The organism is Nostoc sp. UIC 10890 (genome assembly GCF_054786515.1).
The window spans coordinates 4816200-4835797 of sequence record NZ_JBSGKF010000001.1 but is presented as its reverse complement, the minus strand read 5'-3'; the positions used below and the strand labels follow the sequence as shown (position 1 = coordinate 4835797).

Sequence of the window (19598 nt, the reverse complement as noted above, 5' to 3'; positions counted from 1 at the left end):
CGTTGGCTAAAATACGGTTGGGTTAAATAGGAGTTTAGAATCTAGATTGGCTTATGACTTCGTTTGTGAGCCTTTTGATAGATATCTAATTCATCAGAGAATGCGCTTGCTCTTCCAAAGTTATAGCAATTGCAGTGGTGTTTAGTGTTTCTTTGGACTATTTGCGGTTATAGAGATTGTCTTCAAGGACACTTATTTTAAGTATGAAAGTTTAAAAATATACAATCCAAATTCAAAATTATACAAAAATCATACAAGACTTATACATTTTATAAGCATTACAATGGCTGAAGTTTTCATAAACTTCATGGAAAATTAATTGTACACAAGTACTACAGTAGCGATCGTACTCAGCAGAGACGCGCGTGAATACACTCTCAACAGAAACACGTAAAGCAAAACTGACGCAACAGCGAATCGCCCAATCAATAATAGGCAGCATTATGGTTACAGTTCCCGCTACTACTCCTAAAATTCTGATCGTCGATGACGATTTCGGTGTGCGAAATCTCGTCTATCGTTTTTTAAGTCGGAAATATCAAATAGAGTCCGCAGCAGATGGTAAGACTGCCTTATCCTTGTTTGAGCAATTTAATCCAGCTTTAGTAATTCTGGATTGGAATTTGCCGGATGTTACTGGTTATAACCTCTGCCAAGAAATGCAGAGTCGTACTAATGTTTTAGTGCTGATACTGACTAGTAGGACTGACGAGGCTGATAAAATTAGAATCTTAAGCGCAGGTGCTGATGATTTCATGACTAAACCATTTAGTCTTGCAGAAGTTGAAGTGAGAGTAGAAGCTCTTTTGAGGCGGATACGCTACATCAACCCCTCCCCAACACAACGGATCGTTTTCAAGCAGCTAGCAATTAATCCAGAAGGTCGGGAGGTAACACTTAACGATAAACCTCTCGCCTTAACAGCCCTGGAATTTAATATCTTACATTTTTTGGCAAGTCATCCGAATCAGGCTTGGAGTCGCCCACAGCTAATCCAAAAAATCTGGGGTTGCGACTACGTAGGAGATGGACGGGTAGTTGATGTCCATATTGGTCAGTTGCGTAAGAAGATGGAAGTTGATACTAGCGTACCGGAGTTTATTAAAACTGTGCGGGGTTATGGTTATAAGTTTGAAGCCCCCGATGAGATTACTAATTCCTAAGTTTCCCGATTTCAGGAGGACTTTCTCACAAAGAATGACTTATCGTACTCAGTGTTAGTCTTAGTGTTTACCTAAATACTTTTACTGAGGCTTGACCCTATAACTTGCGTTAATTTGGAACGTTGATACAAACTTATTTGGTAATTTCGTGTCTGCTCAAGCCTCAGATGCTAACTTTCCAGAAATTCCTAATTATCAGGTGAAAGAGTCAGATTTGGTGGGTGATAGAGAATGGTTTTTAGAGTTAACCCGTCAACTACATAAAACTAGAGCGATCGCTGTTGGGGGTATACTCAGGCAGTATATGCGCGAATTAAAGGAGAAAAACCAAGACCTGATTGATGAAAGTGAAGAGACAAATGAGTTTGATAAAGCAAGTTTGTTTTTCAGGTGGAAGCACAAGTTACAAAAGTACAAAATTAAAAAATATCTTCGGGTTATAAAAATAAATAGGTTAATTGATTCTTTTAAGCATCATCTTTGCCTTTGGCTAACCAACTCAGCCGCTAAATGTATGGCTGCTTTCATACTTGTAGCATCAGCAATTCCTTTACCCGCAATATCAAACGCTGTTCCATGATCCGGTGAAGTCCGAACGAAAGGAAGGCCAATGGAAGTATTAACTGCCCGATCAAACGCCATCAGCTTCACAGGAATTAAGCCTTGGTCGTGGTAAAGTGCCAAGTAGCCATCAGCAGGATTTTGTCCTAAAGAATTTCCATACCAAGCTTGACCAGGTTTAACCCACATCGTATCTGGCGGTATTGGCCCATCTAGTTGCAATTGTGGACGATTTTGCCGCTCTTGCTCCAACCAGGGAATTAACCAATCCTGTTCTTCATGTCCCAATTGTCCCTGTTCGCCACTATGGGGATTTAAACCTGCGATCGCAATTCTCCCATTTTCTATCCCAAAATCTTTCTCTAAACACTCCACCAGTAAATCTAGTTTTTGTGTCAGCAATTGTGGTGTCAATGTATCGGCTACTTGACGTAAGGGAATATGTGTGGTGGCTAATAAAGTGCGGAGTATCCAACCAGTATGGGGCGATCGCGCCACAAATAACATCCCAAAGCGGTCAACACCTGATTTTTGCGCCAAAAGTTCCGTTTGCCCTGGATAATTATACCCTGCGGCTTTCCAAGCAGATTTAGCGATCGGCCCCGTGACAATACCATCAAATTTACCAGCGAGTGTTTGTGCGATCGCATATTCCATATAGGCAAAACTAGCCGCACCACTGGCCGCATTACCTATTCCTGAGATAATTTCACCTTTTATTTCCCCATCCAACTGCACATCGCTGATTGACAACTCATCTGGATTTGCCAAAACTACTAAATTCTCTGTTAAATTCAGTTTGCGATAAGTCTGTACCAGCAAATCCCCGTTACCCACCACTGTAACGTCATATTTTTTACTAATTTCCGTATCTGCTAAAGCTTTCAAAATCACTTCTGGCCCAATTCCCGCAGGATCTCCTAGCGTCAACACCAAGCGCGGACGATTCTCTTTAGCAAAATTTATTAAATTACCTTGATTATTTTGATACATAAAATTTATTCATAATAATTATCATCAAGTTTTCTCACATTTCCCTATTTCCACCACTCCACAGTAGGGATTACCCCCCAAACCAGTAGGGATTACTTGCTAAACTAGTTTAAAATTATTTACACAGGTCTAATTATAGAGTAACAATTCAAGAGCTTCTGTTAGACCTAGTTTACACACCACTTTGCATAAGGAGAATCACACCAATGGGCGGCGAAATTTTGAATGCAGCTCTATTGTCTTTCAGTTTAATCTTCGTAGGCTGGGCACTAGGCGCATTGTTACTGAAAATTCAGGGCGGAGAAGAATAATTAGTGCTGAGTTAGGAGTTAGGAGTTAGGAGTTATTTTATTCTCCCCACTCCCCACTCCCCATTCCCCATTCCCCATTCCCCATTCCCCATTCCCTTTTTCATCAAAATGAGAAAAAAGCTTGTCCGTTAACCGGACAGCTATTTTCCCATGAGTTTATCCAAATAAATTGATTTTCTGAGAAAAGATGTAAACTTTTGTTTGCATAGGTTATTCTGATAACATTCTTTTCATAAAACATTAAAATTTATTACAACCCTCATGACATTATTAATCGTCGGTGCCACTGGCACCTTAGGAAGACAAGTGGCTCGTCGGGCAATCGATGAGGGATATAAAGTACGCTGTCTTGTTCGCAGCAGTAAAAAAGCAGCTTTTCTCAAAGAATGGGGTGCAGAACTCGTACCCGGAAATTTGCGTTACCCCGATACCCTAGCAGAAGCTTTAGTTGGCGTAACCCAAGTTATTGATGCGTCAACATCCCGCCCAACAGATTCACTGAGTATTAAACAAGTGGATTGGGACGGCAAAGTAGCATTGATTCAAGCAGCAAAAGCAGCGGGTGTAGAGCGTTTTATCTTCTTTTCGATTTTAGATGCTGATAAATACCCAGAAGTGCCGTTAATGGAAATTAAGCGGTGTACAGAACTCTTCTTGACTGAGTCAGGCTTGAATTACACCATCTTGCGGCTAGCTGGGTTTATGCAAGGGTTAATTGGCCAATACGGGATTCCTATTTTAGAAGGACAGCCAGTTTGGGTAACAGGTAATTCTTCTCCCATCGCCTATATGGACACTCAGGACATTGCTAAGTTTGCAATCCGAGCATTGAGTGTACCAGAAACCGAAAACCAAGCTTTTCCTGTAGTCGGTACTCGTGCATGGAGTGCAGAAGAAATCATCAACCTGTGCGAACGCTTATCTGGAAAAGATGCCAGAATAACACGGATGCCAATAAACTTGTTGCGTGCTGTGCGGGGCTTAATGCGGTTCTTTCAGTGGGGATGGAATGTCGCTGACAGGCTAGCGTTTACAGAAGTATTAGCTAGTGGTAAACAGTTAAATGCTTCAATGGATGAAGTATATACAGTCTTTGGTTTAGATCCACAACAAACCACAACCCTAGAAAGCTATCTACAAGAGTACTTCAGCCGAATAATGAAGAAGCTCAAAGAGGTAGACTACCAGAAAAATAAAAATAAAAAGCAGAAACCTAAAAAAACACCTTTTAAACAGTCTTCAAAAGCCAATAGTCAATAGTCATTACAAAATAGACATTAGTCATAAAACTCTAGACTCTGGATATTTGACTCTAGATTAATGACTACATGACCAAAAATGTGTAAGGATTACATAATACAGAGCATCGCCTAAACTTGGATATTTGAGTGTGCCGAAAGCAGGCATTATCTACAATGACGTTAAACCGATAGCGGGCCGTGTCGCTATCGAGTTGAAAGACAAGCTAACCGCAGCCGGTTGGAATGTATGTATCACATCGAGTATCGGTGGAATACTGGGCTACTCTACACCTGAGAGTTCTGTATGCCACACCCCCATTGACGGTCTGACACCCCCTGGTTTTGACTCAGATATGGAGTTTGCAGTGGTGTTAGGGGGAGACGGCACTGTTTTAGCAGCGTCTCGTCAGGTAGCCCCCTGTGGTATTCCACTGCTAACAGTGAATACCGGCCACATGGGATTTTTGACAGAAACTTTCCTGAATCAATTGCCCCAAGCATTAGAACAGGCGATGGCGGGTGAGTATGAAATTGAAGAACGAGCTATGCTCACCGTCAAAGTGTTTCGGGGAGATTCAGTGCTATGGGAAGCTCTCTGCTTAAATGAAATGGTATTGCATCGGGAACCCTTGACCTCTATGTGCCATTTTGAAATTGCCATAGGGCGTCATGCGCCAGTAGATATTGCGGCGGATGGTGTGATTGTTTCTACACCTACTGGTTCTACAGCTTACTCGCTGAGTGCTGGTGGCCCAGTGGTGACTCCTGGCGTACCTGTTTTACAGCTGGTACCCATTTGTCCCCATTCTCTAGCTTCGAGAGCATTGGTATTTCCGGATACCGATTCGGTCAACATCTACCCAGTCAATATTCCTCGACTGGTGATGGTAGTAGATGGCAATGGCGGGTGTTATATCCTACCAGAAGATCGAGTATATATGGAGCGATCGCAATATAGTGCCAGATTTATTCGCCTGCAACCGCCGGAGTTTTTCCGAATTTTGCGAGAAAAATTAGGTTGGGGTCTGCCACATATCGCTAAACCAACTTCGGTAGAATTGCCGTAGTTCTTGGGCATTGGGCATTGGGCATTGGGGATTGGTTATTAATTCTTCTCCATGCCCTATTCCCTATGCCCAATACCCGATTTACTGATTTCCTTCCAGAATTACTGGTGTAGGGATGGTATTTGGAGTTAGTTATTAAGATTGCATCGGAGAATTAGATAGCTGACACCTGAACGTGCTAAAAGATTCTTAGCAGCGTGTCAAATCAGGATTGCTCCGTCACTAAAAACTCGTAATTGCACTTTATGACTGATGTAAAGATTTTCTCTGGAATATCTTTACGAATCCCAAATCCAATATCCCAAATTGTTATGACAGTTGCTTCAAGTCCCTGTGTTTTGGTGATTGAAACCGATGAGAGCCTAGCAAATCAGCTTGCTTGCGATTTGCAAGAAGCCGGCTATGAATCAATTTTGGCTCATGATGCGACCAGTGGCTTACAACACTGTCGCGATCGCCAACCTGCTTTAATTGTCTTAGATCGGATGCTAGCAGGAGAATCAGGACTCTCATTGTGTAAAAATCTGAGAAGCACTGGTATGCGATCGCCTGTATTGATTTTAATGGCAAGGGATACAGTCGATGATCGTGTAGCCTGTCTAGAAGCTGGAGCGGATGATTACATCCTCAAGCCTTACCGTTCAGAAGACTTTTTGAAGTTAATTCGCCTCTACTTAAAACCCGATGTGGATACCACGGAGCAATTGCGCTTTGGAGATTTGATTTTAGACATTGCAACTCGCCGTGCTATACATAGCGGACGGGCAATTGACTTGACAATGAAGGAATTTGAACTATTAAAATTCTTAATGGAACATCCCCGTGAGGTGTTAACCCGCGAACAAATTTTAGAAAATGTTTGGGGTTATGACTTTCTGGGTGAGTCGAATGTAATTGAAGTGTACATCCGCTACTTGCGCCTAAAAATTGAAGATGAAGGTCAAAAGCGCCTCATTCAGACAGTGCGCGGCGTAGGGTATGTTTTAAGAGAATCCTAATATACTGTGGTGAAAGTTTGCCTATCTTTAATAAGGGGATTTTGCCCTTGTCTAATTGAGATTGAAAACTGTGGTGTATTACGGGACAAATAAAAGCCGTGGGTTTTCCAGCTTAAATTCTGTAAAATTGAAATCTAAATTACAAAATCGAACAACTATATGAGTCGTCGGCTAAGTTTGCTCTCGATATTGCTGAGTATTTTTCTGATGGGCTGTTCTATGCCAACAACAGCTAAACCTCCCAGCCTCAACTCTAGTTCTCAAACTCCAGCACCAGAGAATTTAGGTCAAACACTACCAATTTCTGCTAAAGCCATTGTTCCTAATGGCACAATAATTAAATTAGAGGTGGCGCAGACCCCAGAACAGCAAGCGATGGGCTTGATGTATCGACCAGCTTTGCCAGATGACCGAGGGATGCTGTTTGGATTCCCTTCAGCACAGCCAGTAAGTTTTTGGATGAAGAATGTACCAGTGCCCTTGGATATGGTATTTTTACAGAACGGTGTCGTTAAATATATTCAAGCTTCTGCACCTCCTTGTGCAAGTCAGCCTTGTCCTACCTATGGCCCAAACACACCAATAGATAAGGTAATTGAACTTCGCTCTGGAAGAGCTGCCGAATTGAAGTTGAAAGTGGGCGATACTGTCAAAATCGAGTTTTGAGACTTCAGTGCTTTGCGACCATAAAGACTTAGGTAATTACTCTGTTGAGAAGCTACACGGTCGAAATATATGTTTTTTTTGTAAAAAAAATCACTTTATGTGGTAAAACAGTCACTTGTAACGCTAATATTTGAAAACTGTGGTAATGATGTAAAATTCTAATGTCTCCAACCTAAAATTGCGCTTTTGAGGTTTGGTTGCAAAAATATTCCCTTGGGCGTAAGTGTAAATAGTCGCCAATAAGAGAGTATAGGCTATGGAATCTTCGTTACTACACGTGTGATTAAATAAAGCACAAAAGTCAACGAGATGGAGTTAATTTAACTAAGCAAAAATACTGCTCGACTTTCAAGCAGATGGTTTGTAGTAAAATTTCTATTTCTTAGACCTTTTATGAGAAGCCTCTCTAAGGCAAATCAAAAAAAGCTGTGCTGGGGTGGGTGTATAGCCGATAACGGCACAGTGACAGATTAAATACTGGCTACTGTCTACCGAGCAATGGTGAACTGATATATGACAATACATTCTGCACAAGGAGGTGAGATACAAATGTCACCATCAAAATATTCTCGACTGATTCATTTTTTACAAGAAGATTTGGCGATTTCCACAGCCTCACTGGCGGTGGTGCTTAGACACCGTGAGCAAGACCCAGGCCCTTTAGCAATGATTCTTTGGCAGTATGGGTTAATTACTTTAGAGCAGTTAGAACAAATTTATGATTGGCTGGAGACGGCATAGGTCATACCAATTTTGGATTTTGGGTTTTGGATTTAAAGTCTTTACCAAAAGACCGTTAACGGAATCTCAAACAAACACTATTTATACCAATTTGGTATCATACTAAGTTGACAAAGTTAGTTTCTTTGGTGTCAAAGACGCAGTGCTACTGTTCCGGGAGCAAATTAATACTATCTAGGACAACTTGGTATGATTTAGGAGGATTGAGCCATGTCACATCAACTCTACGTTGTGCAAAAGTTGATATCTGAATCTATTGACTCTGGCGGTTTCTACTCATTTATATACAAATTAAAAGAGCGAGTTAAATTATCAACTCGCTCTTTTAATTTGTCCTTTACTAATGACCAATGACCAATGACCAATGACCAATGACCAATGACCAATGACAAATGACCAATGACCAATGACTATTGTGTAAACACTCTAACTGCTGCTGCTACACCAGAACCAGGGGTAAAGTCTTCGTAGCCAAGTTCTGAGAGGGTAACTTCTAAGGAGGCTATACAGCTGAGAATATCGCGATCGCTCACAAAACCCAAGTGACCAATGCGGAAAATTTTGTTGCTCAAATGGTCTTGACCACCTGCTAGGGCAATATCAAAGCGTTTTTTCATCACTGACCGAATCTTATCAGGTTCAATTCCCTGTGGTGCTACAGCCGTAATCGCTGGACTAGCGGAACTATCTGCTGCAAACAGGGGTAAATTTAACCCTTGAATAGCGGCGCGGGTAGCATTTTTCAGCCGTTCATGTCGAGCAAATATTGATTCCAAGCCTTCTTCTTTCATGATTCGCAACGTGGTGTGCAGCGCGACAATCAAGTTTACAGGCGGAGTAAATGGAGTTGTATTTTTGGCTGTGGCTTTACGATATTTGCCTAAGTCCAAATAATATTTTGGCAACTTCGCAGTTTTGTAAGCTTCCCAAGCCTTGGGACTAACAGAAACAAAACCCAATCCCGGCGGAATCATATAACCTTTTTGGGAACCGGAGGCGACTATATCCAAACCCCAAGCATCCACGGGTAGATTGAACGCACCCAAGCTAGTCACCGCATCAACGATAATTAAAGCTTCACCGTGTTCTTTAACGTGGCGGTTGATGGTTTCTAGGTCATTCAAGACACCCGTCGAGGTTTCGCTGTGGGTAATGATTACGGCTTTGATTTGCTTTTGGGTATCTGCTTGGAGTTTTTCAGCAAATACTACGGGGTCTAAGGGTTTTCCCCATTCCACCTTAACTTCTTCTACATTCAAACCGTAGGCTTGACCAACTTCTACCCAGCGTTCACCAAATTTACCATTAGAGCCAACTAAAATGCGATCGCCTGGAGACAGAAAATTAATTATTCCGGCTTCTACAGCACCCGTACCACTGACATTCAGCGTCAGCACATCACTTTGAGTTTGGTGCAACCACTTGAGATTTTCCGTCACCTCTGCCAATATGTTGCTAAATTCACTAGTACGGTGCCCAATCGGATGCTTGGCTAATGCCAGTAAGGCAGCTTCTGGCACCGGAGTTGGGCCTGGAATCATCAGCATCAGCTTATCGTTCATGTGTGTATCCTAAAAGTCAAATAAAAGTCAAAATTGTGGAAATTTGGTTAAGTCTGATAGCAAATCCTAGATATTCATCTACAAATTACACACAGTTTGTCACCAGCCTTGTTGTATATTTTCCAAATCTATAGGAAAAGTATCATGAGAGTTACTGATCGGTCAGCTTGAACTTTCCAATTTATACAGAGACTCCAACTCAGATAAAACCTTTGTTCCAGGCAATTTTACCACACACCTAGACGCCAGGTTAAGGCGTTTGCTCATAGGGGAGAGGCTATTTTAGCTAAGGCTGAAACGTCTATCTAGATGAGACACAGATATGATCAATTCTTAAATCTTACCTATAATTCGCTTCGCCTGTTTTGATAAAAACACATGAAATCGTTTTGAATATCGCGGGAATCGTCGGTGAAAAAGCAATGTTTTGCTTCCACGAAGGAAGTAACCACCTACACTATGCGGAAGACTTGGATGTTACCGTTTGCTAAGAGATAGAAGATACCTAACCCAAACTTTTCAATGTACTTGGGTCGAAAATTTGTTCTTGGGTTGCCATTCTTTAAAGAATGCCTCCGTCTATAAAGGAGGTGATGATTTATTTCAGTCCAAATTACTTCTATGCTAATATCCAAGACTTTTCTGGCTTACTCAATAGCGATTTATTTGCCACAGAAGTTGAGATATTGATGCTACTAATTGCTGTACGTTATGATGTTGAACTTAGTAGGAAGCGATGCCTACAATGGGCTACGTCTACATTATAACTTATAAGTTTTTATACTAACACTTACAAAATTGCTACAATCGTGCCTAGTCTTTTTAATTACTATTCATGGTGAGTCGTTTTTAACTAGTGTTCAGTTCATAAACTGTCACTCACTAGATCCCCGGTCTTCTTGCAAAAGAGATATTCTTAGTTAGTGCAAGGAGTGATACCATTTCACCACATGTTTGTCACAAGTTATCCCCGTAATGCTCCCTCCTCAGGGAATGTTGCAGATTTCAAATGTTGCATCAAACGAGTGAGTTGGTATAAGCTTTTACGGGAAAGCGCTTGAGTGAGCAAAACTCTCAAGCGCTTTTTCGTGTATAAATAAAATATTCCAACTCTCTGGACGATATTTAAAGATGTTTTTAAATACACATATATCAGAGAAGTCAACTGCTGGTAAAATAGTTTGTTTTAATATCTGTGCTGCATTGCACTTGCAAGAGATATTCAGACAAATGCTTTAACCACATTCTCATATCAGTGAATTCATCATGCTAATTCCTCCGATTTAGTGTTCTCTGTGCAATTGCTTGCAGTTCTGCCGAAGTTAGTGGAGCCAAGTAATCAAAAATCTTTTTATTCCCAGCAAATTCATTACTATGAGAAAAAGCATTCTTGCAAGCATAGGCAGATAGATTTAAAGGGAATTCATTTGGATTTGAGCCTCTGATATTGACATCTGCACCAGCCTTAACTAGCAATTTAACCATGTCTAGAGATTCTTCAAAAACTGCATACATTAAAGGAGTCCAATACAGTTCGCTACTGTCTCTTGCATTGATATCTTCTTGAACAAGAATAAGAGCGTGAACTTCTTCCAAGTAATGAAAGCGAATTGCTCGAATCAGCGCTTCGGCAAAATTTCCATCAGGTATGATGTAGTCTTCATACATGATCTTTTTCCTACTGGTAGTTTTTAGAACTACATTTCATTAATTCGTAGCGAATTTTCTGCCCCACTACCCTGCGGTAAGGAGAAGCGCATCTGCGTTTAAATTTCAACCCTCAATTCGCCACGATTTTATGCAAAGCTGTACTTAGCTGACTACAAAATTCACCAACTTTCCAGGCACCACAATTACCTTTTTAATCTCTTTGCCTTCGATGTAACGCTGGGCAATTTCTGACTCACGGGCGTATTTTTCCAACGCTGCTTTATCTGCTTGTGCTGGTACTTGAATCGAGCCGCGAGTTTTACCCATAACTTGAATCACTAAAGTGATTTCATCAGCTACCAAAGCCGCAGGGTCAAATAATGGCCAAGTTTGAGTGTGAACTGAATTATTTTCACCCAATAAATGCCACAATTCATCAGCAATGTGTGGTGCAAATGGTGCTAGTAAAACCACCAAAGTCCGAATACCTTCTGCATAAATTGGTGAATTTTTCCCGTCAGCATCAGTTAAGGCGTTACTTAGCTTCATCAATTCTGAAATCGCTGTGTTGAATTGATATTCATCTTCCACATCTTCCGTTACTGCTTGAATAGCCGTATGAATTGCCCGCCGTAATTCCTTTTCTGCCTTAGTTAAATCAGAGAGTTGAGCTTTCTTACGGGATACCCCAGCCGCAATATAATCTGTCACCAAACGCCAAACCCGATTTAAAAAGCGGGATTGTCCTTCCACATCGGCTTCATCCCATTCCAAGTCTTTTTCTGGCGGCGCTTTGAACAAGATGAACATCCGTGCTGTATCTACACCATATTTGGAAATTACATCTTCTGGTGCTACACCATTGCCCTTTGATTTAGACATGGTGGCATAGAGACGTTGCAGCGGTTCACCTGTCTGAGGGTCACGGGGGTCGGCTGAATTTACTAGATTAGAAGGAATCCATTTATCTTTACCACCCTTGTTAGGATTTGTGTAAGTTAAACCCTGTACCATACCTTGAGTTAACAGGCGTTGGAAGGGTTCGTCAAAGTTCAGTAACCCTCTATCCCGCAGAACCTTAGTAAAGAACCGCGAATACAACAAATGTAAAATCGCGTGTTCAATCCCACCCACATACTGGTCAACTGGCATCCAGTCGTTTATTTTATTAGAATCGAAAACTTGTTGTTCATTCTTAGCGTCAGGAAACCGCAAGAAATACCACGAGGAATCAATAAAAGTATCCATCGTGTCAGTTTCCCGCTTCGCCGGAGTGCCACAAGTCGGACAAGGCACATTTACCCAGCTTTCCAACTGAGTCAAAGGTGAACCACCACGTCCAGTAAATTCCACCTCTTCCGGCAACTCTACTGGCAAATCTTTGTCAGGAACTGGCACTATCCCACAGTTGGGACAGTGAATTACAGGTATCGGTGCGCCCCAGTAACGCTGCCGTGAAATCAACCAATCCCGCAAGCGATATTGCACCCGCACTTTACCAAAACCTTGTTGTTCGGCGTATTCAATTATTGCTTGTTTAGCCTCTGTGGAAGCCATACCAGTAAACGCCCCAGAATTAATTAAAATTCCTGGTTCAGTGTATGCCTGGTTATATTCAATTTGGATGAGTTGCGTGACTTCATCATTTTCTGATGTTGGAGTTAAGTCAAAACCTGCAACATCATCTGGAGAAACAATGACAAAATCAATTGGCAAATCGTAATTTTTGGCAAACTTAAAATCCCGAACATCGTGTGCTGGTACACCCATCACTGCTCCAGTACCATACTCGTACAGTACATAGTCAGCAATCCAAATAGGCACTTCCTCGCCTGTAAATGGGTTAACTGCCTTACCACCTGTAGGGATACCCCGCTTAGGTTTGTCTTCAGCGGTACGTTCCAACTCACTTTGATTGGAAACTTCTTTAATAAAGACTTCTACCGCCGCTTGTTGCTCTTTTGTAGTGACACGTTTTGTTAAAGGATGTTCTGGTGCTAACACCAAGTAACTGACACCATAAACGGTATCTGGGCGTGTGGTGTAAACACCGATTTTTTCGTCTATCCCAACGATAGGAAATTCTAAGTAAGCACCTGTAGATTTACCAATCCAGTTTGCCTGCATCGACTTGACGCGTTCCGGCCAACCTGTCAATTTATGCAAGTCATTGAGCAATTCTTCGGCGTAGTCGGTAATTTTGAAAAACCACTGGCGTAATAATTTGCGCTCAACTATTGCCCCACTGCGCCAGGAACGTCCTTCGTTATCAACTTGCTCGTTTGCCAGTACAGTTTGATCTATAGGGTCCCAGTTTACTGCTGCTTCTTTTTGATAAGCTAACCCCGCTTGCAAAAACTGCAAGAAAATCCACTGCGTCCACTTGTAATAATCTGGCGAACAGGTAGCAAGTTCACATTCCCAATCAATGGATAAACCAAGACGCTGCAATTGTTGCCGCATCAGGGCCATATTCTGATAAGTCCACTTTGCTGGCGGTACACCACGGTCAATGGCGGCGTTTTCTGCTGGCAAGCCAAAGGCATCCCAACCCATTGGGTGTATTACCCTATACCCTTGCATTCGCTTGAGGCGGGCAATCACGTCGGTAATCGTATAATTACGGACGTGACCCATGTGTAGGCTGCCCGATGGATAAGGGAACATGGATAAAGCGTAAAATTTTGGCTTGTTGCTAGCTGTGGGTGTCTTATCTAAGCCAAGTTCTACCCATGTCTTTTGCCATTTTTCCTCAATTGCTGCCGGGTTATATCGAGAATCCACCAAAAATGCTCCTACTGGGTCTGTCTAGGTTAACCTGCTAGGTTAACCTATATTGTAGGTCAAGTACTCAAAGATTTATATAATTAAGCATCAGCCTGATTATGCACAAACTACAGCCTTTCGGGTATAGCAAAAGTCATTTAAATGAAAGTTTAAATGGTTGAATCAAACATAAAATTTTCTGATTTGGTGCGGGTTTTTGTCTATGGCACGCTCAAACCAGGTGAAGCTAACTATAAAAGATATTGTGCTGGTAAAGTCGTTGATGTCAAATTAGCTTTTGCACAAGGTAAATTGTTTGCTCTACCAATGGGATACCCGGCGATGACGTTAGGAGATAGCCAAGTTCACGGATACTTACTTTTTTTTCCCAACCTAAAGATTTTAAATGAATTAGATGTGCTGGAAAGTTACCAGCCAACTAGACAACCAACAGCAAACCTCTATAATCGACAAATGATTGAGGTTTACGATTCACAGTCGCTCTCTCTGGGTTGGGCTTGGGTTTATTTAATGACTCTAGACCGAGTTGAGCAATTAAGAGGCTGCCTCCAACCTGACGGTTGGTGGAGTGGCTCAGGTTTAACTGCAAAATACAGTCATGAACTGTGAACTGTTAACTTTGTGATTAGTTTATGTCTTGTCTAGAGTCCTGGCGTTGCGGCTGTACCCGATAAACCGGATTTTCTGGAGAAGCTACTGCTGCTTTAGGTATTTCAATTACCGGGTTATTTAATCCCACCATCAGCGGCGAAGGGGGAACTATAGACGCTGACGATGTTTGTATCGGTTCTGTTTGTGGTCGTTGTGCCAGTTGTGGTACTCTCGAAGCACCAGGTACTAAGCTAGATACTGCGCCGATCACACAAGCAGCAACGGCTGCACTTCCCAGCATCCAGTTCAGACGAGAGCGGCGGCGCAAACGTGTCAAAACTTGCTGAACTGTTACTTCTGGTGATTGTTGGGCTGCTGGCACTGGGAGCGTCCGCAAGCCTTGGCGCAGCTTTAACAGTCGGGCATACAAGCATTGAACTGAGGCATCATTTGCCAGCCATTCTTCTACTTGCTTGCGTTCGGTAGCTGTGACTTCACCATCGAGGTAAGCACTCAATAACTCGAAGCGATCGCGCTTCACCATATCCATAAGACCCGTTGATTCATTGGTATGCTTGGCCATTCCATCTGGCAAATCTTGAGGAAGTTGCAAAGGTGAACGGTCGTAAAACTGAGAATCAGTAGTCATCTTAACATTATTACCAATTCATACACGGGTAAACTGGGCTGGAAATTCGGGAAAATTAGCCAATTTTCCTCCTTAGGGCAGAAGCAATCTACGTCTTTCTGGTAATTCTTAATCTATGCTTAAATTCTGCCATTCGACAGAGGCAAGATACTGTAAATTAGGAGTCTAGATAATTCTGCAAGTGAGCTTGCAATCTCGATCTAGCTCTGGCTATTCTTGACTTCACAGTTCCTAAGGAAACTCCAGTGATTTCGGCAATTTCTTCATAAGCCATGCCTTCGATTTCTCTCAGGACGATGGTAGTACGAAAAACTTCTGGTAAATCCGCGATCGCTTCCCGCAATTGCTCGTAAAATTCTCTAGTTGTCAGTTCTTCTTCAGGACCGGGAGTATCACCAGCGATTTCCCAATCCATCTCGCCGTCCTCTAAGGAGCGGGGAGCATCAAGCGACAAAGGACTCATAACCCGCTTGCGTTTCCGTAACTCGTCGTAAAACAAGTTGGTGGCAATGCGGCTTAACCAGCCCCGAAATTTAGCAGGTTCTTGTAATCGGTTAATATTCCGATACACTCGAATCCAAACTTCTTGAGCCAAATCGGCTCTGTCAGCCCAATCTGGAGCCAAGTGGTAGAGAACTCGATCAACTTGACTTTGATAGCGGCGTAATAGTTCTGCAAACGCAACACGATCTGGTCGCAGTCCCGCTTGACAGCGCAAAATTAAATCGTGGTTAGGGAGTTTGTCAACTTGCACTGATGCTTCTGGATACTTTGCATCAACCGTTGACCAGGATACAGTAATCGACTGACTCATAGATCGTACTGGCTCTAAATCATCCCTATCTATTAGACCTGCTAATGGGACATAAGTTCCATGCTAAGGTGACGGATTTATTACTGGAACACTGAAGCATACAATTTTGGATACATTTATAGCAATAAGGAGAGCCACTTTTTCCTTATACTGCTCACATAGTTGCCTTTGCACCCATCAACTAGCAAAGTTACTATAATATGCACATTTTAGTACTTTTCGCAACTGGGTATATACGCTTGATAAAAATAATTAAATTTGGTTATAAGGATGAAGATAAAAATTTTGTAATTCTAACTTCTTGATACCTTTAAAATTCAGGTAATAATTTCTGGAAATTGGGTTGCTGTGGTTGTTAAGATAGTGATTTATTTTTTTGATTTTGTTACCAGAATAGTTGCTGATTGTTCTGGTTGTGGGCCGTAGGCAGCACTAGAGTTATGTTGCTCTGGTACGCGAACTTGAAAAAAGAAATTGAGGGAAAATGTAACTGTGACTGCTAGCAATAGTTTTTCAAACATGGTTTTTCTTCCACCTACACCATTAATGATTGATTGCTACATTTCAAGAGTTCCACCAAAAAGTCCAAGTATTGGCTTACAATCCCCAGAACTTTTGAATAATCAGGTTTCTCACTTGAAGTTTTGCCGCTGGGACAATTCGCATAGTCTTAGTTTGCCCAGAGGTGTTGGCAGATTTATAGCAGAAATGATAAGTATTGATAAATTTTTGATAATAGGATGATGAACACATTCAATTGCTCGGCTGGATATGTCAGGGATAAACAATAGGCGATGGCAATGCTAAGAAATGAATCTGTAGGGCGGATGGTAATGTTGCTCTGTTTTGGCACAGCATTTCTATCTTTAGGTGTCCATTGGCGCATTACTACGGCGGGACAGCAGTTTGAGAAGACTGCATCTACTTCGATGCGGCGAGATTCTACCCTAAGCAATCCCAAGGGAAGCCGCCCAGAGGGAGTCTACAAGAATCTTTCTCAAGTGAGTTTAGGGGAAATTGCTATGGGCGCATCTTCTATGCCACCTGGTGAAGTGACCCAAGGCTCAACTGCCCAGAAGAGGGAATTTACACCAAAGCCCTATGCTCTTAAGCCTCAAACTAAGTCAAAAACAATTAAGAAGAATGTAGCGAAAGCAACGACTGGGAAGGCTTCTAGACTCAGGTCTTCTGCTGGTAAGTCTCAAACTAAGTCGAAAATAATTAAGAACCCTGTAGCGAAAGTAACTAATCAAAAGGCATCTACACTTAAGCCTTCTACTATTAAGCCTCAAACTCAGCCTCGATCCATTAAGAAAAATATTGCTAAAGCAACCGACCTACCAACTAAGACGCAGCTGGTGGCACAAGCAGAAAGACAAAATCCAGTTGCGGATAGCTGGCCAAAAGCTCTATGGTCTAAGGCTTCAGCCCAACAAGTAGCATCTAATAGGCTGACAGATGCCAAGACGCAAGTGGTGGTTGATTTAAGCGATCGCCGCACCTACGTATACGCAGGGGATGAGGTGATCGCCAGCTACCCAATTGCTATAGGTAAGAAAGGTTGGGAAACGCCTACAGGTTCTTTCCAGATAATCCACATGCGACACTATCCAATCTGGCGTCACCCAATTACGGGCAAAGTATTTGAAGCTGGTACGGATAGCCCTTTGGGAGACAGATGGATTGGTTTTTGGACAGATGGACGGAATGAAATTGGCTTTCATGGGACGCCGGAAATTGACCTGGTAGGAACGGCTGTATCCCACGGCTGCTTAAGGATGCGTAATTCTGATGTCCGATTGTTGTATGACCAAGTTAGTTTAGGTACAGCAGTGGTAGTACGTGATTAATTTATTAAGAGTCATTTGTCATTTGTCATTTGTCATTTGTCTAAAACAAATGACTGAGTGGCACTAATAAAAGCCTAAAGGCTTGTGTAACCTCGTTCCCAGTCTTCAGATTGGGAATTTATTCTAAGACGGCTGCTGCTCTCATTAAGAAAGAGGAGGCGGAGCCTCAAGGAATGGTGTTCCCAGCCTGGAGGCTGGGAACTAGGCAACGCAAAACTTTGTACTTATCTTAGTGGCAATGACTAATGACCAATGACCAATGACTAATGACTCTTAAAATTATAATTTTTGCTCAAAGTTAGGTGCGTATGTCTGGAGTAAAGCACTAACTTGGCGTACAACCTCATTGCCAGTGTTTTTGCCCAAGGCTTGCCGTTCTGGGAAGAAATTGGGTCGATCTAGGTAACGGTTGATCGCCTCACTTACTTGCTGAGAAATTAAGTCTTGCAGTTGTGCCTGAGCCGTTTGGCGCTGAAAGTTAGCACCCTCTTCTGTAGTAGCATAGAGAGGTGGTAGGCGATTGAGAGCATAAGCGGCAATATCCCCGACATCCAGAGAACTTTCGCTGGTAGCTTCAATTTCTGCGACTCGTGCGATCGCTTCCGTCAGTACCAATTCTTCCATAACGTTAATGAATTGTTTGCGAGGTACCGCCACTACCTCACCAGTCAATAGCGCACCCATCAGCCGATCCAGCGCCATATACTCTTCAATTGAGAGTTCCGAGGCATTGTCACAGATTCTACCGACTTCTGCTTCCATTGCTGGTGTCAAATAACCATCCTGGAGAGCTTGTTCTACAATTTTTTCGATACTCATAACGCTTATCATCATTTATGTTAGCCAAGCAAGGTAGGGACGGTATCAATCCAATTTGTTTTGCCTAATTCTCAGCAAAAAATACACAAATCATGCACAGACGTGATTAACTCCGCCTCTACTAGTTAAAGACCTTAGTTCGCCAAGGTGTTGGATCAACAGATTGTCCGTTGACATACAAACCCCAGTGTAAATGTGGCCCCGTAGAAGCACCTGTTGAACCTACTGCGCCAATTAGTTGACCAGCTTTCACAAAATCACCTTCTTTAACGTTAATACGACTAAGGTGCATGAAAATACTGGTTACTCCTTGACCGTGGTCAATGCCAACTACGTTACCATGAACCCGAAACCCTTGGGATACCCTACCTACCAAAGCAACTCGCCCAGCGGCTGGGGCAATTACGGATGAACCGGCAGCACCAGCGTAGTCAAGACCACGATGATAGTAGTCATTTGCAAATGTACCATTATAGTAGCGACGTACACCATAGGTTGTACTCATTCGCCCTGCATTTGGCCTCAGGAATATTCCATTCCAATACTTTTCTGGTGTTTGTAGTGCCTTAAAAGCTGCCACACGCTGAAGTTCATGCTCTGTAGCCTTCACTCCAGCTTTGCCAGGTGGCAAAGTAATGCGTTGTACGGGGAACTTGCGATTAAGCACATTCACTGCTAAGTTTTGTACTTGACCATCCCCTGCAACCCGAAGTGTTCTAGTTCCAGATTTTTCTAGTGGAGTTGTGGGAACAAAAGCCCGATACTGATTGGGTGCGATTTCAAAAGCTGGGTATGTATTATTACCACTAGCTACTGTTGGATTTGTACCATTATCTGGATTATCTAGATTGATCTCCACCGAGAGTGTATCCCCTAATTTAGGATTACTTGGAGTCACTTTTACTTCTAAAGCACTTACAGGCAATGCCAAAGCGATTGGGAGAACAGCAAATATTCCCTTTAACACATTTATTGCACGACGATTGGCTGTCAAGGTTTTGACATCAAAGCCGAGCAACTTTTTGTTTGAACTACTAGCGCTATTCTCAATAATCATAGAACTACAAAAAACCCCTTGCTTGTGTTGGAAAATAGACTAGCTTATTATTACTAGTGTTTCCTATTTAAAGCCGAT

At 42.3% G+C, this 19598-nt stretch carries 21 protein-coding genes; 12 read left to right on the top strand and 9 right to left on the bottom strand.

What is annotated here, in order from left to right; all coding sequences use genetic code 11:
* Positions 1-443 precede the first annotated feature (443 nt).
* Positions 444-1163 (top strand): response regulator transcription factor, encoded by a 720-nt coding sequence (locus ACWATR_RS19945; RefSeq protein WP_460340550.1) that lies wholly within the window; start codon positions 444-446, stop codon positions 1161-1163.
* Between the two features lie 148 nt (positions 1164-1311).
* The gene (locus tag ACWATR_RS19940) at positions 1312-1743 is read left to right on the top strand and encodes a protein rep (RefSeq protein ID WP_460336073.1); all 432 of its coding nucleotides are present in this window, start codon (positions 1312-1314) and stop codon (positions 1741-1743) included.
* Here the strand turns inward: ACWATR_RS19940 and pdxA are convergent.
* A complete protein-coding gene (gene pdxA / locus ACWATR_RS19935; RefSeq protein WP_460336070.1) occupies positions 1638-2717 on the bottom strand; it encodes a 4-hydroxythreonine-4-phosphate dehydrogenase PdxA in 1080 nt (359 codons plus the stop codon). The two genes, ACWATR_RS19940 and pdxA, sit on opposite strands and share 106 nt — an antisense overlap.
* A gap of 206 nt (positions 2718-2923) precedes the next feature.
* On the opposite strand from pdxA, the gene petM reads away from it, so the two are divergent.
* The 7 genes from petM to ACWATR_RS19900 all read left to right on the top strand — a co-directional run bounded on the left by petM (position 2924) and on the right by ACWATR_RS19900 (position 8095).
* On the top strand, positions 2924-3028 hold the full coding sequence (petM, locus tag ACWATR_RS19930; RefSeq protein WP_069072151.1) for a cytochrome b6-f complex subunit PetM: 105 nt from the start codon (positions 2924-2926) through the stop codon (positions 3026-3028).
* A gap of 261 nt (positions 3029-3289) precedes the next feature.
* Positions 3290-4288 carry an SDR family oxidoreductase gene (locus ACWATR_RS19925; protein WP_460336066.1) on the top strand — a complete coding sequence of 333 codons (999 nt, stop codon included), beginning with the start codon at positions 3290-3292 and terminating at the stop codon, positions 4286-4288.
* A gap of 130 nt (positions 4289-4418) precedes the next feature.
* Positions 4419-5336, top strand: a complete 918-nt coding sequence (locus ACWATR_RS19920; protein WP_069072153.1) for an NAD(+) kinase — start codon at positions 4419-4421, stop codon at positions 5334-5336.
* Positions 5337-5647: 311 nt separating this feature from the next.
* Positions 5648-6334, top strand: a complete 687-nt coding sequence (gene nblR / locus ACWATR_RS19915; protein ID WP_460336062.1) for a response regulator transcription factor NblR — start codon at positions 5648-5650, stop codon at positions 6332-6334.
* A 159-nt stretch (positions 6335-6493) separates the two neighbouring features.
* Positions 6494-7000, top strand: a complete 507-nt coding sequence (locus ACWATR_RS19910; RefSeq protein WP_460336059.1) for a DUF192 domain-containing protein — start codon at positions 6494-6496, stop codon at positions 6998-7000.
* Positions 7001-7513: 513 nt separating this feature from the next.
* Positions 7514-7741, top strand: coding sequence for a DUF2949 domain-containing protein (locus ACWATR_RS19905; protein ID WP_460336056.1), 228 nt, complete (start codon positions 7514-7516; stop codon positions 7739-7741).
* 210 nt (positions 7742-7951) lie between these two features.
* Positions 7952-8095, top strand: a complete 144-nt coding sequence (locus ACWATR_RS19900) for a hypothetical protein (protein ID WP_460336053.1) — start codon at positions 7952-7954, stop codon at positions 8093-8095.
* Between the two features lie 56 nt (positions 8096-8151).
* Here ACWATR_RS19900 and ACWATR_RS19895 read toward each other — a convergent pair whose 3' ends face one another.
* On the bottom strand, positions 8152-9303 hold the full coding sequence (locus ACWATR_RS19895; protein ID WP_460336050.1) for a pyridoxal-phosphate-dependent aminotransferase family protein: 1152 nt from the start codon (positions 9301-9303) through the stop codon (positions 8152-8154).
* 569 nt (positions 9304-9872) lie between these two features.
* Between ACWATR_RS19895 and ACWATR_RS19890 the strand changes: the two genes are divergently transcribed.
* Positions 9873-10070 carry a hypothetical protein gene (locus tag ACWATR_RS19890; RefSeq protein WP_460336047.1) on the top strand — a complete coding sequence of 66 codons (198 nt, stop codon included), beginning with the start codon at positions 9873-9875 and terminating at the stop codon, positions 10068-10070.
* Between the two features lie 502 nt (positions 10071-10572).
* On the opposite strand, the gene ACWATR_RS19885 is transcribed toward ACWATR_RS19890, so the two are convergent.
* Together ACWATR_RS19885 and leuS are read right to left on the bottom strand one after the other, a co-directional pair.
* Entirely contained in the window at positions 10573-10971 is a 399-nt protein-coding gene (locus ACWATR_RS19885) for an ankyrin repeat domain-containing protein (RefSeq protein WP_460336044.1), read from the bottom strand.
* 144 nt (positions 10972-11115) lie between these two features.
* Complete coding sequence (leuS, locus tag ACWATR_RS19880; protein ID WP_460336041.1) at positions 11116-13737, bottom strand: leucine--tRNA ligase; 2622 nt, start codon at positions 13735-13737, stop codon at positions 11116-11118.
* 156 nt (positions 13738-13893) lie between these two features.
* Here leuS and ACWATR_RS19875 point away from each other — a divergent pair, with 156 nt between their 5' ends.
* The gene (locus ACWATR_RS19875; protein WP_460336038.1) at positions 13894-14349 is read left to right on the top strand and encodes a gamma-glutamylcyclotransferase family protein; all 456 of its coding nucleotides are present in this window, start codon (positions 13894-13896) and stop codon (positions 14347-14349) included.
* Positions 14350-14365: 16 nt separating this feature from the next.
* Here ACWATR_RS19875 and ACWATR_RS19870 read toward each other — a convergent pair whose 3' ends face one another.
* From ACWATR_RS19870 to ACWATR_RS19860, 3 genes are all read right to left on the bottom strand, one after another.
* Positions 14366-14980, bottom strand: coding sequence for an anti-sigma factor family protein (locus tag ACWATR_RS19870; RefSeq protein ID WP_460336035.1), 615 nt, complete (start codon positions 14978-14980; stop codon positions 14366-14368).
* Between the two features lie 157 nt (positions 14981-15137).
* Entirely contained in the window at positions 15138-15794 is a 657-nt protein-coding gene (locus ACWATR_RS19865) for a sigma-70 family RNA polymerase sigma factor (RefSeq protein WP_181928358.1), read from the bottom strand.
* Positions 15795-16162: 368 nt separating this feature from the next.
* The gene (locus ACWATR_RS19860) at positions 16163-16315 is read right to left on the bottom strand and encodes a hypothetical protein (protein ID WP_460336031.1); all 153 of its coding nucleotides are present in this window, start codon (positions 16313-16315) and stop codon (positions 16163-16165) included.
* Between the two features lie 696 nt (positions 16316-17011).
* Here ACWATR_RS19860 and ACWATR_RS19855 point away from each other — a divergent pair.
* Positions 17012-17644, top strand: coding sequence for a L,D-transpeptidase (locus ACWATR_RS19855; RefSeq protein ID WP_460340547.1), 633 nt, complete (start codon positions 17012-17014; stop codon positions 17642-17644).
* A 279-nt stretch (positions 17645-17923) separates the two neighbouring features.
* On the opposite strand, the gene ACWATR_RS19850 is transcribed toward ACWATR_RS19855, so the two are convergent.
* Together ACWATR_RS19850 and ACWATR_RS19845 are read right to left on the bottom strand one after the other, a co-directional pair.
* Positions 17924-18463, bottom strand: coding sequence for a late competence development ComFB family protein (locus ACWATR_RS19850; protein WP_179068053.1), 540 nt, complete (start codon positions 18461-18463; stop codon positions 17924-17926).
* 121 nt (positions 18464-18584) lie between these two features.
* On the bottom strand, positions 18585-19520 hold the full coding sequence (locus ACWATR_RS19845) for a M23 family metallopeptidase (protein WP_460336028.1): 936 nt from the start codon (positions 19518-19520) through the stop codon (positions 18585-18587).
* Between the last annotated feature and the right edge of the window lie 78 nt (positions 19521-19598).